Raw genomic sequence first — 14,227 nt, 5'->3', positions numbered from 1 at the left:
CAAATCATAGACCCTTCGGTCCTTGCCGTGAAGGCATTCAGGCCGGGGCGCGCCCGACCGGAGACAGGCGCCACAATACAGATCCCGCTTGAGTACCGTGGTATGCACGCCGCAGTTTTTTCCAGCATGTTAAATTCTTTGAGTAATAAGAATAATTCTCATACAATTCTTGCTTCCACATCTCTTTGACCGAATGGCCGATCCCTGCTGCTGTGCCGGGGTCAGGTCGCCGGAGTCCGCCTGTGCCAGTCAAAGCCTTTACGCCAGCTGATCCTGTTGACGCGCTTTACCAAGACCACCAAGGGTGGTTGCATGGCTGGCTGCGCCGTCGTCTGGGCAATGATGCCGATGCCGCGGATCTGGTGCAGGATACGTTTCTCAGCGTGATCTGCTCCGGCAAGGCAGCAGAAATCATCGAGCCTCGTCCCTATCTCACGACGATTGCGCGTTGCCTCGTGGCCAACAGGCACCGGCGCCGGCAATTGGAAGAGGCCTACCTGGCCGCACTGGCAGCCTTGCCCGAAGAGATGGAAATGTCGCCCGAAACCCGGGCGCTGGCTTTGGAAACCCTGCTGCGCCTGGACAAGATGCTGGATGGCTTGCCTGCCAAAGTCCGCGAAGCCTTCATGCTGGTGCACCTGCAGGGCGCTTCCTACCAGGAGGTGGCGCAGGCGCTGGGTGTTTCGACCAGTTCGGTCAAGCAATACCTGATGCGCGCCAATCAGCAGGCTTTCCTGGTGTTGCTGGGATGAGCGGCATGGTGTCTTCCTGGCTGGCCGGTGGCGATGGCGGGCGCGAGGAAATTGCTCGCGCTGCCGCCTACTGGATGACGGAACTGATGGCCGATGACGTTTCCGCCGATACCCGGCGGCGCTGGCGGCAATGGATGGAATCCGATCCCGCCCATCGCGAGGCCTGGGCCCGTTTCGAAAGCCTGGGCGTGGGCTTGCGCACGCTGAATCCTGCGGCGGCGCGGCAGGGCTTGTCCGGCGTGCACGATGCCGGGCGCCGGCGTGCATTCAAGCGTGTGGCCGCCGTGGCGGTCGGTGGCGTCAGCCTTGGCGCACTGATGCAGGTGCATGGCTGGCAAAGCCTGGTGGCGGATTACAGCACCGGGGTCGGCGAGCAGCGCATGCTGACGCTCACGGATGGCACACGGTTGCTGCTCAACACCGATAGCGCGGTGGATGTCGATTTCACGGCAGGCCTGCGCCTGATCCGGCTGCGCCAGGGTGAAGTGCTGATCGAAACCGGCAAGGATGCGCTGGATCGCCCGATGCGGGTGGAAACGGCGCAGGGCTGGGTCGCGCCGCTGGGCACGCGGTTTATTGTCAGGCAGCGCGAGGCCGACACGATTGTGAGCGTCCTGGAGCATCGCGTGGTGCTGATGGCCGATGGCTGGTTGCGTTCCTATGTGCTGGAGGCCGGGCAACGCGCCGTGATCCAGCCTGGAACCGGGCCGCAAGCCCGTCCGCTGAAAGATGAGGACGGCGCCTGGGCGCGCGGCGAACTCGTGGCCGATGATGTCCGCCTGGCCGATTTCTTGGCGGAGCTGAGTCGTTACCATCGTGGCTGGCTGCTGTGCGACCCTGCCGTCGCAGACCTGCGCCTGACCGGGCTCTTCCCCTATATGGATACGGACCGGGTGCTGACCGCAATCACCCAGGCCTTGCCGGTACGGGTGCAGCGCCACAGCCGCTACTGGCTCAAGCTGGTGCCTGCTTGAGTCCCATCGTCTGATAGCCGCTGTCTGCTGTCATCCGCACGGGTGGCCAGTGGCCGCGGTGCGGAGATGAGGGTGAGGGGCCGCGATGTCTTTCCATTGCCTTGATACGTTTTGTTGCAAATATCCGGGCAGATAATCTGACCATTTCTCGTTCTCAATCCACCTACACCATAGATGGCGTCGCATTGCGTGGCGCATGTGAATCGGGTTGTAGAGGAACACGGAATGGAAGGAAAGCGCAGCGCTGGCCGTCAGGGATGTCGGGTCGCCAGCCCGGAGAGAGCCGGCAGGCGCGGTTTGCGTGATGCAAGTTGGGGCGCCTTGGTGCTGACCGCCGGGCTGGCGTTGCAACTGAGCCCGGAGCCGGTGCAGGCGCAGAATGGCCGCGTAGCGGCAGCGGGTGTGTATGAGTTCAATATTGCTCCCGGGCCGTTGGCGCAGGTGCTGCGCCAGGCAGCGAGCATTTCGGGCGAGGCCATCACCTTCGTGCCGGCGCTCACGGAAGGGTTGAGCAGTCCCGGCCTGCAAGGAAGCTATTCCACCAGCGAGGCATTCCGCCGCCTGTTGCTGGGCAGCAATCTGGAAGCACGGCGCCAGGTGGACGGCACCTATGTGCTGCGCGCGTTGCCGCCGCAGTCAGCCGCTGGCGTGGCGAACCTGGATGCGGTGGAAGTGGTGGGAACCCCGGAAGATCCCAAGGACGAGGTGTACCGAACCTCGCATTCGGTGAGTGTGCTGACGCGTGACGATCTTGAGCGTTTTCGAGGCACCTCGGTGGGGGACATATTCCAGGGTGTGCCGGGCGTGCTGGTGGGCGAGAACCGCAACTCAGGCGGCCTGGATGTCAATATCCGCGGCATGCAGGGCCAGGGCCGGGTACCGGTGCTGATCGACGGTTCGCGGCAGGAAACGACGGTGTACCGGGGGTACGCGGGGGTATCTTCCCGGACCTACGTGGATCCCGACCTGATCGGTGGCGTGCGTATCGACAAAGGGCCGAACATGGATGCAGGTGGCACTGGCGCCATCGGCGGCCTGGTCAGCATGCGTACCCTGGAGGCCGACGACATTCTGCGTAATGGTGAATCGTTCGGGATGCGCATGCGTGGCACGGCGATTGGCAACAACAGCGGCTCGCCGTCGGATCCGGGGCAGCGCGCCGGATTGGCGGACAGCGGCAAATATCGCATCAATTGCGTATCGGAGTTGCTGTGCTCGGGGGAGCATGACTTTGCCAATGCCCTGGGCCCGGAGGAAACGCTGGATCGCCCTGGCACCTTCACGCCCAAAAGCTGGGCAGGCAGCCTGGCGCTGGCGGGCCGTTTCGACAAGTTGGAGCTGGTCGGTGCCATTGCGCATCGGGAGCAGGGCAATTATTACGCCGGGAACCATGGCCCCAAGGCCAAGATGGAAGTCATAGACAGCTATGACGGCGGGTTCTGGACGGACATCATTACCGAACGTACCGGGGCGTCGCGCTTTCGGGGCGGCGAGCGTGTCGTCAACAGCAATTACAAGAGCGATTCCACGCTGCTCAAAGGCAAGATCAATCTGTCCGAAGACCAGGAACTGAAGCTGAGCTGGTTGCGCTACCGCAGTACCTACGGCGAACTGATGCCGTCGCAGCTGATCTGGTACAGCGTTGTGCGCCAGACGGCCAACAGCGAGGTGACGGCCAATACCTGGACGAGCCAATACCGTTGGAATCCTGCGGCGACAGACCTGATCGACCTGCAAGCCAATCTCTGGCTGACGCGTACGCGCAGCATGAACAACAACTACTCCGATGACCTGAAGTACCTGGGCTCGGAAACCGAACGCTACCGCCGCTGGGGGCTGGATGCCAGCAACACCATGCGCTTTGAGTGGCTGGGCGCAACGGAAATCCGTTACGGTGGCGCCTTGCAGAAAGAGCATGTGACATCCCGTCCGGATGAGGGGAGTTCCGCTTTGCCACAAGGCCGGCTGGGCGAGCGTACCGAGTACAGCGCATTCGCAGCGCTGAAGTACAAGCCGGTGGAAAGCGTGACGCTGGATGCCGGGCTGCGTTATACGCGTTTTCGCTCCAACGACAACAAGCCTGTGCTACTGACGAATTCCAGCGCTTATTGCGTGGATAGCGCAGGTGCCGGCGAGTGCGACGATGTTTTCCTGGATTCCCGTGGCAGCGGCTCGGCCCCGATGATCGGGCTGACCTGGGAGCCGGTTTACGGGCTGCAGTTCTATGCGCGTTATGCCGAGGCCTTGCGCATGCCCAGCCTGTTCGAGACCACCTCCGGCTTTTCCGTCAGCGCCACGCCGGACGCCAACCTCAAGCCGGAGCGGGCGGTCAGCCGTGAAGTGGGCATCAACTACATGTTGGATGGCCTGCTGACCGACAGCGACAGCCTGAGGCTGAAACTGGCTTATTTCCGCAACCATACGCGCAACTACCTGACCCGGACCATCCCCAATACGAACGAAAACAGCGGTTCGCCACTGTTTCGGTTGCGCAACATCGACAGTGTGAATGTCAATGGCGTGGAACTGGGCGGTTCATATGACATCGGGCCGATGTGGGTGGAGTTCAGCGGCACCCGCTACAACAAGATCGAAGTCTGCCATGAAGGGAGCTACCGCAGCGAGGAGTGCACCGACTACGGCCTGGCCAACAGCTATATCAACAACATGATTCCGCCCAACTGGCACGCCAGCCTGCTGGTCGGCACCCGCCTGTTTGATCAGCGCCTGACGGTAGGCATGCGCGGAACCTTCATGGGCAAGCGCAACCCTATGCCGCGGTTTGACAGCCAGGGTGTGGACACGATTTTTGCGCGGCCGGTCGATTGGCATGCCTACAAGATCTTCGATCTGTTTGCGTCCTATCGCTTCAACGATAACTTCAGCGTCGATTTCAACATCGACAACATTACCGACCGCTACTACCTGGACGCCTTGAGCCTGGGCCTGGTGCCCGCACCGGGGCGGACGGCGAGGCTGAGCGCCACGGTGCAGTTCTGAGCGGCCCGAGGCCAGACATTTACGTCGCGTGAGTACACAGATGAAGCCGGCTTCGTCCGTGATTTTTGCGCGCACCATTCACGAAAAGGAAAATACCTATGACATCCGGAGCAAAAAAGCTGCTGCTGGCTTTTGGCGCCGCGCTCGTGCTGTCCGCATGCGGCGGTGGTACTGACAGTGGCTATGATGGGGACAGCGAGAACCCTGCGGGCGTGAACCAGCCCAAACCCGCCATCCAGATATTGGTCGGTGACCAGCTGGTACAGTCCGGCGGGACGGTGCAACTGGGCCAGACGGTCGTGCTGGATGGCAAGTCCAGCAAAGGGGGCATCATCGGCTATCAGTGGGTCTTGAATCGCAAGCCCATCAATAGCCAGGTGACGCTGGAAAATGCGGGCGATTCCGTCGCCCGCCTGTTGCCAGACGTGCCGGGTGAGTATCAGGTCGCACTGATGGTCAGCAATGGCGCATCGTCGGCAACGGCATCTACCGCGCTTCTGGTAGTCAATGAAGACCCGGTTGCCGTTGTGCCGACAGGCATCGAGGCCTTGGTGGGGGCGGTGCAGCTCGATGGCAGCGCCAGCGTTCCGCCTTTCAATGGCGATGTCAAGAAATTGGCGTATGCCTGGCGCCTGATTGGCGTGCCCCCGGAAAGCGCATTGCGGAGCATGGATCCGGATGAGGCCAAGCGTGCAGTGGCGCGTTTCAAGGCGGACAAACCGGGTAAATACGAGTTCGACTTGACGGTTTTCTATGAGGACCGCACCAGCGCGCCGGCACGCGTGACGGTAAATGTCAGCGAACCGTTCGCGCGTCCGGTCGCGACCATTACGCTACCACCTGCTGACCAGACTTTGCTGGTGGGACAGGAAATTACGATCGACGGGGGCGCCAGCCAGCTGGGTGGCGGCGATCACCTGGAGTATCGCTGGAAAGTCATCCCGGGGAAGTCTGGCTTGCCTGGCAGTGAGCACGACGCCGTGGTTTATGACGCCAAGAAGCAGGTCATGCGTTTTGTTCCGCGTGCCGCTGGCCGGCATCGCATAGAGCTGTCCGTGTTCAACGGGGTCGCTCGCAGCGGGGATCTGCCGGTACAGGCATTCGTCAATATCATGCCCGTGCCCGGTCAGCCGAACATGCGGCCTATCGCCCGCCTCGGGTTGGACAGTGCGCCGGGCGGCATGGTGGAAACTGGTACGACGCTCATGCTGCAGGGCAACCTGTCGTATGACGTGGACTCATTCGATCCCTATACCCTGACTCATAAGTGGGAACTGCTGAGCGCGCCGCCAGCTTCTGACCAGGCCGCGATCAAGAAGGCATTGGCCAGTGGCGGCAGCATGCCTTCCGTGCTGTTCGATGCGAAGGGGGACTATGAAATTGCCCTGACCGTCGTGGATGCCGAGGGTGCCGAGTCCGAGCGTCTGGTGCAGAAGTTCACGGCCACCAATGGCGCCAACCGCCGTCCGTCCGCTGTGATCTATGAATCTCGCGGCAACACCAATGCGGCTGTTGGCATGCTGGTGACCCTGGATGGTTCGCAAAGCACCGATGCTGACCGCAACCAGCTGACATACGAATGGACGCTGGTGGATGCGCCTGATGGCAGCCAGGCCACATTGGTGCCGGTGGGCAAGGATGGCGACCGTGCGCAGTTCACGGTAGATAAGGCCGGCCCCTATACGGCGACGCTGGTGGTGATTGATAAGCCCACGAACGGGCAGCCGATCTCGCGTAGTGCGCCTTGGCCCTTGACCATTTTCGCCAAGGCTCGCAATCATGCGCCGCAGGTGCGGCCGTCGCTGGGGGATCTGCAGTACACCAATGTCGGTTCCACCGTCTATGACGCGGAGCAGCCCTTGCTGATCGGCCCGTTGATCAAGGACAAACTGTTCCGGGTATATGCCAACGGGACGGAGCAACAGCACAAACTGACGCTGTGGCATGGTTTTGCGCTGGGTGCCAATGCGGTGGATCCGGATGGGGATACGCTGACCTATCTGTGGACCATGAAGAACCAGCCGAACGGTGCCAAGTGGGAGCTGGGTGAAAAATTGTGCTCGGTCGGCGGATCCTGGACGGCTGCCAATGGCGACTACCCGACATGGCGCCATGCACAGGCCAATCTGGGGCAGTGGACCTGCCCGGACCTGACGCTGGCGCCGACGGTGACGGGCAACTACAGCGTCGAGCTGATGGTCAGCGACGGCGTGGAAGCGACCGGGCCGTTCACCCTCAACATGAATGCCGCAACGCGCGAGCAGTATCCCACGCTGTTGCTGGAGGACAGGCTGATTGCCCATCGCTGGAGCAATGAACTGCAGCAGGCGGTGGCGCAGCCTGATGCGGAGAAGGAGTTCAAGCAGGAGCTGTTCCCGTACCAGGCCACGTATGCGCAGACGCCCAAGCAGGCAAGCCTTCCGGTCACGACAGGCTTGACTGCCGCGCGCGGGTTCAATGACGATGCGGTGATCAAGACCTTCCGCCTGACGGCTTATGACCAGGACTACACCATTGTGAATCTCGAGGCCTATGACAAGGACAATATCGAGCGTCCCCGCTTTGTGGGTCTGGACAATGGCACGGTGATCCGGCGCGGACAATCGGTAGAGTTCCAGCTGATCTGGCCGATCAACAATCTGCAAGGCTGCGGGCTGAGCACCGGGGATCAGAACACCTTCGTCAACAAGAACGGCCTGGTCTGGAAGTTTGGTCTGAAGGAACGCCCCGATTGGACCTTCGAATACAACCCCGGTAACAACGTGGTGGGGATGCAGGAAGCGGTGGACCGCAAGGGGCAAACGTATCAGGCTTGCGTGAGGGCCCAGTAAATACCGCATCCGCTGCTTGAGCGTGGGTGTGCGGCTGACCCGCCTGGCCTGAGGCCGGGCGGGGGCCCGCCGGCCCAGGAGGGGCGGCAGGTGTGCGGCAGAAAGTCGTTGCCGATGTGAAAATCGCTTTGGGAAGTCTTCAGGCGATAAAAAAATAGAAGTGTTGTATTTGTGCAAATATGAAAAATATTCGATACGGAGCTTGCGCACGGGTTTTCTTTCATGCATAATTCAATTCTTCGCTGCTGACACAGAGAAGCCAACGAAAAAAACGAAGCGAAAGCCGAGTAAAAAGTTGGTGGAATGTTGAAGCAAATGGGGGTATAGCTCAGCTGGGAGAGCGCTTGCATGGCATGCAAGAGGTCAGCGGTTCGATCCCGCTTACCTCCACCACGAAGCGAAGAGGTTCTTGAAAAAGAACTTGTAGTAAATCGAAGAAGTGCTGTATAATCTTCGATCTGTTGTTTTGGTCCTGTCCCCTTCGTCTAGAGGCCTAGGACATCACCCTTTCACGGTGAGTACAGGGGTTCGAATCCCCTAGGGGACGCCACTAATTTTGTGGTACCGCTGCGGAGCGGTAGTTCAGTTGGTTAGAATACCGGCCTGTCACGCCGGGGGTCGCGGGTTCGAGCCCCGTCCGCTCCGCCAAAAGATTCAAAAAAAGCACCTTGAAAAAGGTGCTTTTTTTTCGTCCATGCCACAGCTATCCTGTGTGCGATCCCTGCTGGCATTTGTTGGCAGGGCAGACGGACGCAAGGAAATCATGCACTTTTACCCCAGTATCCGCCTGCCAGCCATGCTGGCAGGCCTTGCTCTGGCCATGGCCTGCGTGCCTCCTGCCATGGCGCAGCAGGGGCAATACCTGGTCAAGACGGATGAGGCGACCCGTAGCCGGGTGGAGGCCATTGTTGCCATGCCCACCTTGTCCGAACCGGGTTTGAGTCATGGCGAACGGCTGGCGCAGGTGTCGTCCCTATTTCTGGGCGTTCCCTATTTGGCCGATACGCTGGTGGGTTCGCGCGATACCCGGGAGATGCTGGTGGCGGATTTCAATCGGGTCGATTGTTTTACGTTTATTGATTACGTGGAAGCCTTGAGCCGTGCCACGGACAGCAACGATTTTCTGGCCCGGCTGGCTGCCATCCGCTATGCGGATGGCACGGTGGATTTCCGTCATCGCCGCCACTTTTTTTCCGATTGGGCGGCTGTCGAGCCCAGGAATGCGAGAGATGTGACGCGTGAGCTGGGCAGCATCACGGTTTCGGTGGATAAGGTGCTGAACCGCAAGGCCGATGGCACGGAGTATTTGCCCGGCCTGGGGGGGACGCCCAGGACGATAGATTACATTCCGGCCGCTGCCATTGATGAACATGTGCTGGAGCAGTTGCAGACCGGAGATTATGTGGGCGCCTATACGCCGCTGGATGGCCTGGATGTGACGCATGTGGGGATTGTGATCAAGGCGGGTGGTCAGGTCTGGTTCCGCAATGCTTCCTCCGTGCAGGCCAATAGGAAGGTGGTCGATGTGCCGCTGCGGGAATATATGGCGGCGAAACCCGGCATGGTGGTGCTGCGTACGCACTGAAGAGAGCCGTTCGGGTCAGGACTGCTTTGGCCGGGATGGCTATCCGGCGTCGGGCACCGAGACCGAGTAGCGGACGGGCAGGCTGGAGGATGGCGGGGGAGGGCTATCCATTATTTGCATAGTTGCCATTCGGATGGCGCATGGTTTGGCGTCCGGGGCCGGTGTATAGTCCTTGCGAATCCGGCCGCATCTGGCCGGGCCTGTGCATCTGCTCCGTATCGAGGCCGCATGACGACGAATTTTTCATACACCATTGCTCCAGAAATTTTCCAGGATCATCCGGAATACCGGCGGGGCGTGGTCGTGTTCGCAGGCTTGGACAATTCGCGGCCCGATGCCGGGCTGACAGCCTTGCTGCGGGAGAGTGAAGCGGCATTGCGCGAGCGCATCGCCGGCAATCCGGCCGAGTACCCGCAGATTGCCGCGTGGCGGGAAGCCTATCGCCGGTTTGGTGCCAAGCCTTCCGAGCACCGCAGTGCCATTGAGGCCTTGAGCCGCCGTGTGCTCAAGCCGGATACCTTGCCCGACATCAATCCGCTGGTGGATATCGGCAACCTGCTGTCCTTGCGCTACGTGCTGCCGGCCGGGGTGCATCCCATTGGTGCGCACTCGCAGGAGATTGCCCTGCGCAAGACGGAGGACGGAGATGGGTTCCTGGCCGAGCCAGGCAAAGCGCCTGAAAGCATCGCCGCGGGCGAGATCGTGCTGGCCGCTGGCCAGCGGGTGCTGACGCGGCGCTGGACCTGGCGCCAGGCTGCCGATACGCGCACAGTGGCCGATACTTCGTGCGTCTTTTTCGATATCGACGGTTTGCCGCCAAGCAGCCGCGATGATGTCGAGAACGCGGTGGCGGACGTCGTGGCCCTGGTCGGCCGATATTGCGGCGGGCGCTGTCTGGGGCAGGCGGTGCTGGATGCCACGCAGCCTGTCACGCGGATCGCATTGGACTGAGCCCGCTGCCATGAACTTCGCCTTCAATCACCTGAGCGTGTCTCAGTTGATGGCGTTGGCGGCCATACTGGAAGTGCGCAACCTGAGCCGGGCGGCGAAGCTGCTGGGCACGAGCCAGCCCGCCCTGAGCCGCCATCTGGCGCAGTTTCGCGAGGCCTTGGGCGATCCGCTGATGGTGCGCCGCGGGCGGGAATATGTGCTGACCGAGCGGGGGCAAGCCTTGCTGGATCCGTTGCGCGAGGTGCTAGCAGGCCTGGAGCGCTTGAGTTCCCCCACCGAGTTTTCCCCTGCCCGTTGCGAGCGCCGTTTTTGCCTGGCAGGGTCGGATTATGTCGCGCAGTACATTTTGCCTGGCCTGCTGCATGACCTGGCCGAGCAGGCGCCAGGTGTCAGCGTGGAGTTCCGCATCTGGCAGGCCGATCGGTATGACTGGCTGGAGGACGGCAAGGTCGATCTGGTAACGACCATGCTGGAAGATACGCCTGCTGACTACCATGGCCGGGTACTGGGCGAGGATACGCCTGTTTGCTGCATGCGCAGCGGCCATGCGCTGGCCAATGCTGAGCAGATCACCCAGGCGCAGTACTTGTCCTGGCCGCATGCCACGATCAGCCTGGGGGGTGACAAGGACAGTTTCATCGACGCGCATCTGCGTCGCCAGCACTTGCGCCGTGACCTGAAGCTGGCGGTGCCGTTCTACAGCGCCGCGCTCAGTGTCATCCAGCAAAGCGACATGTTGCTGACGTTGCCCGACCACATCGCCCGCCAATGGGCGCAGCAGGCAGAGGTCTGTGCGCGGCCCTTATCCTTCATCGAGCATCGTTTCCGCTACTGGGTCGTCTGGCACAGCCGTATCCAGAGTTCCCCAGAACAGCAGTGGTTCCGGCAATTCGTGTTCGAGCATTGCCGCAATTCCCGTTTTCTCAGCCCTGGCGATGCGGTGCCGCCAGGCTATGCAGTCTGAGCATTTTCCTTAGGCGGTACGCGCCTGGCTGCGGCAGGAGGGCATTGTCGAACCGTCGAACGCAATGACAAGATAATCGTAACTGGCAGGAGGCAAGTGATATGCAGACCGATCCGAACACCACGTACACCATGACAGGGGGCGATGCCCTGGTGCATGGCCTGAAAACCCACGGTGTCGATACCGTATTCGCGCTGCCTGGCGCGCAGATATATGGTTTGACGGATGCGCTGGCGCGCAATCAGGACAGTGTGCGCACCATAGGCGCACGCCATGAGCAGACCAGTGGCTACATGGCCTTCGGCTATGCGCGTTCCAGTGGCAAACCCGGCGTGTTTGCCGTGGTGCCTGGGCCCGGGATCCTCAATGCCAGCGCAGCGATGCTGACGGCGCATGGCTGCAATGCGCCCGTGCTGGCCATTACCGGCGACGTCATGAGCGGTTTCAAGGATCGCGGCCGGGGGCAGTTGCACGAGTTGCCCAAGCAATTGGAAATCCTGCGCGACCTGGGCAAGTGGGCGGCCCATATCGAGCAGCCTGCCGATACGCCCTGGCAGGTGGCGCGTGCCTTTCAGGAAATGCAGTCCGGGCGGCCCGGTGTCGTGTCGCTACAGGCTTCCTGGGATTTCTTCACCCAGCCAGGGCGGGTGCGTACCCAGGCGCCGCTGCCGCTGCAGCCCAAGCCGCCAGTGGACTGCGACGCCATTGCACGGGCGGCAAAGCTGCTGAGCCAGGCCAGGACACCCATGATTTTCGTGGGCTCAGGCGCTTTGGAAGCCAGCGCGGAAGTGCGTGAGCTGGCGGAGACGCTGGGCGCGCCCGTCGTGAGTTTCCGTGGGGGCCGTGGCGTGGTGGGCGATGATCACCCACTGGGTTTTACCGTGGCGTCCGGCGCCCGGCTGTGGCCGCAAACGGATGTGGCCATCGTGATCGGATCCCGCTTCGAGCTGTTTGATATCCGCTGGCGTCACCGCCCGGCCGGCTTGAAACTGATCCGTATCGACATCGACCCGGCGGAAGTGCGGCGCATCAGTGCGGATGTCAGTGTCTTGGCCGATGCGGCCGACGGGGCGGCGGCGTTGGCAGAAGAAGTACGGCGCACCGGCACGCCACCGCGTCGCGATGCGGAGCTGGCGGCCGCCAAGGCGGCGGCCGAGCAGGACATCCAGTGCATCCAGCCGCAGCTGGACTACCTGCGCGTGATTCGCGCAGTGCTGCCGCGTGATGGCTTCTTTGTCGAGGAGATTTCCCAGGTCGGCTTTACATCCATTTTCGGATTCCCGGTTTATGAGCCTCGTACCCTGGTGACTTCTGGTCAGCAGGGCACGCTGGGTTTCGGTTTTCCGACGGCGCTGGGCGTGAAGGTGGCCAATCCCGACAAGGCCGTGGTCTCCATCTGCGGCGATGGCGGCTTTCTCTTCGCGGCCCAGGAGCTGGCGACGGCGGTGCAGTATGGCATCAATGTCGTGACCATCGTGTTCAACAACAGCGCATTTGGCAACGTTTACCGTGATCAGCAGGAGGCGTTTGGTGGCCGTCTGCTGGGGTCGGAACTGGTGAATCCGGATTTCATGAAGTTTGCCGAATCCTTTGGTGTGCAAGGGCATCGCGTCCATGCGCCCGAAGCCTTGCGCGGTGTGCTGGAGCAGGCGCTTGCCGCTGACCGGCCGGTGCTCATCGAAGTGGTGGTGCCGCGTGGCACTGATGCCAGCCCCTGGAAATTCCTGCATCCGGACTTCTCCAAGGCCAGCATCTGAAGCCTTCAGGCTGAGGGTGGGCGCAGTGCGCTATCGCCAGCAGCTTGAGTGCATAAAGGTACAAAGCCCTGCCAGCATGTGCTGGCAGGGCTTTGTTTTCTGTTGCGGGCAAGGCCTGTCACGACAGCGGTGACGGGCCTTGTCGCAAGACAGGGCTTACTGGGCCTGCTGGACCCAGTTGGTGACGTAGTTGTCGCAACCGCCGGCCATGAACTGATCCGGGGTCGTCAGGTTTTGCACCTTGAACGACTTGATGACGCCTTGCTCTGCCGTCAGCGAAACCTTGCACTTGACCAGGCGGCGCTCCGCCACGTAGTTCAGGCCGCCATCCGGGTAGGGGTAGGGGCCGTCGAACTCCGGATTGCCGAAGGCGGCCAGGGGCGGGTAGTAGTCGGGGCCATCGAACTGGTCAAAGGGCGGCTGGTAGAAGCCCGGATCCATGAAGTAGCCCAGCGGGCGATCGTAGGTGCGGTCGTACAGGCCGTACCAGGCGTAGTCGGTGGCGCCATTGGGCAGGGCCTTGGTCGCAGACGGCTGGCCGAACACTTTGGTGGCGGTCGCTACAGGCTTGCCTACCCAGGCTTGCGCGGAATAAGGCTCGGGGCCGCCAAGCGCAGCGCAGCCGGCTGCGAGGACGCAGACCGTGGCTGCGCCCGCGAGCAGCAGGCGTTTCTTTGCTTGATTCAGCGTATTTCCGATCATGGTGAAAACTCGTGAAAAGGATTGAATAAACGTCCGAACACGGCAGAGCGCCGGGCGTCGGCATGGGGACGGCGTACCGTCTGCAAGGACGGTCTGGGACTTCATTAAAACTGCTGCCGAAAGAATTAACTTTCATGATTTGTAAAGGATTGTGCGACAGCCTTTGCCGATTTGCAAATGGGATTGCGAAGCACTATTGATCCGTCTCATGAAAAGCGCAGCCATGTGCGGTGCCACGCCTGCCAAGACAGAACATTTTGCCTTGCCGGCCCTGCTGGACAGGCCGAATAGATAGCGTCAACGCGGCTCGCGGTGGCGCGTCACGGCAGGCTCAGGCACAGGGCTGCGATGAGAGGGCTTCAGTCAGAGCAGTGTGTTTGGAATGGTGATCAACAAAATGGAATCAGATTCCAATTAAGAATATAATTCCACCGGTTTAATCGACTGCCTGCCGTGCGTGCGCGTTTCCTCGTTTCCTGTTCGGCGGGATGCATAACAAGGGGATGGAGGCTGCATGACGGATCAACAGAAAGCAGGTTTCGACGAGGAGGTCGATCTGCTGGTATTCGGCGCGGGGGCAGGCGGGATGACTGCGGCGCTGGTGGGGGCTTTGAGCGGGCTGAAGGTGCTGCTGTGCGAGAAAACCGGACAGGTAGGGGGCAATACGTCCACCTCAGGCGGTACGACCTGGGTGCCGGGGAACTCGCAGGG

Annotated in this window: 10 protein-coding genes and 3 tRNA genes; 12 read left to right on the top strand and 1 reads right to left on the bottom strand. The window is 61.4% G+C overall.

The annotated features are described in order from the left end of the window. Positions 1-242 precede the first annotated feature (242 nt). The 11 genes from ACNA1V_RS11790 (at position 243) to ACNA1V_RS11740 (ending at position 12,814) form a co-directional block, all read left to right on the top strand. On the top strand, positions 243-752 hold the full coding sequence (locus ACNA1V_RS11790) for a sigma-70 family RNA polymerase sigma factor (protein ID WP_415833803.1): 510 nt from the start codon (positions 243-245) through the stop codon (positions 750-752). 5 nt (positions 753-757) lie between these two features. Beyond that, positions 758-1,726 carry a FecR domain-containing protein gene (locus tag ACNA1V_RS11785; protein ID WP_415833802.1) on the top strand — a complete coding sequence of 323 codons (969 nt, stop codon included), beginning with the start codon at positions 758-760 and terminating at the stop codon, positions 1,724-1,726. A 225-nt stretch (positions 1,727-1,951) separates the two neighbouring features. Next, a complete protein-coding gene (locus ACNA1V_RS11780; protein WP_415833801.1) occupies positions 1,952-4,726 on the top strand; it encodes a TonB-dependent receptor in 2,775 nt (924 codons plus the stop codon). Positions 4,727-4,824: 98 nt separating this feature from the next. Beyond that, complete coding sequence (locus ACNA1V_RS11775) at positions 4,825-7,557, top strand: hypothetical protein (RefSeq protein ID WP_415833800.1); 2,733 nt, start codon at positions 4,825-4,827, stop codon at positions 7,555-7,557. 317 nt (positions 7,558-7,874) lie between these two features. Continuing rightward, positions 7,875-7,950 (top strand) — tRNA-Ala (locus tag ACNA1V_RS11770). Between the two features lie 81 nt (positions 7,951-8,031). Then, positions 8,032-8,107, top strand: a tRNA-Glu gene (locus tag ACNA1V_RS11765). 21 nt (positions 8,108-8,128) lie between these two features. Next, a tRNA-Asp gene (locus tag ACNA1V_RS11760) sits at positions 8,129-8,205 on the top strand. 115 nt (positions 8,206-8,320) lie between these two features. Then, positions 8,321-9,142, top strand: coding sequence for a DUF1460 domain-containing protein (locus ACNA1V_RS11755; protein ID WP_415833799.1), 822 nt, complete (start codon positions 8,321-8,323; stop codon positions 9,140-9,142). Between the two features lie 228 nt (positions 9,143-9,370). Continuing rightward, on the top strand, positions 9,371-10,093 hold the full coding sequence (locus ACNA1V_RS11750) for a B3/B4 domain-containing protein (protein WP_415833798.1): 723 nt from the start codon (positions 9,371-9,373) through the stop codon (positions 10,091-10,093). Positions 10,094-10,103: 10 nt separating this feature from the next. Next, positions 10,104-11,057, top strand: a complete 954-nt coding sequence (locus ACNA1V_RS11745) for a LysR substrate-binding domain-containing protein (RefSeq protein ID WP_415833797.1) — start codon at positions 10,104-10,106, stop codon at positions 11,055-11,057. Between the two features lie 101 nt (positions 11,058-11,158). Beyond that, complete coding sequence (locus ACNA1V_RS11740) at positions 11,159-12,814, top strand: thiamine pyrophosphate-dependent enzyme (RefSeq protein WP_415833796.1); 1,656 nt, start codon at positions 11,159-11,161, stop codon at positions 12,812-12,814. A 156-nt stretch (positions 12,815-12,970) separates the two neighbouring features. Here the strand turns inward: ACNA1V_RS11740 and ACNA1V_RS11735 are convergent, their stop codons facing one another. After that, on the bottom strand, positions 12,971-13,516 hold the full coding sequence (locus tag ACNA1V_RS11735) for a hypothetical protein (protein WP_415833795.1): 546 nt from the start codon (positions 13,514-13,516) through the stop codon (positions 12,971-12,973). Between the two features lie 514 nt (positions 13,517-14,030). Here ACNA1V_RS11735 and ACNA1V_RS11730 point away from each other — a divergent pair. Next, positions 14,031-14,227 (top strand): FAD-binding protein (locus ACNA1V_RS11730; RefSeq protein WP_415833794.1); only part of this gene is annotated, 197 nt, incomplete at its 3' end.

The organism is Kerstersia similis, assembly GCF_965139615.1.
Taxonomy (GTDB): Bacteria; Pseudomonadota; Gammaproteobacteria; order Burkholderiales; family Burkholderiaceae_B; genus Kerstersia; species Kerstersia similis.
The sequence above is the reverse complement of the archived record's forward strand: the minus strand, read 5'-3'. Positions and strand labels throughout refer to the sequence as shown.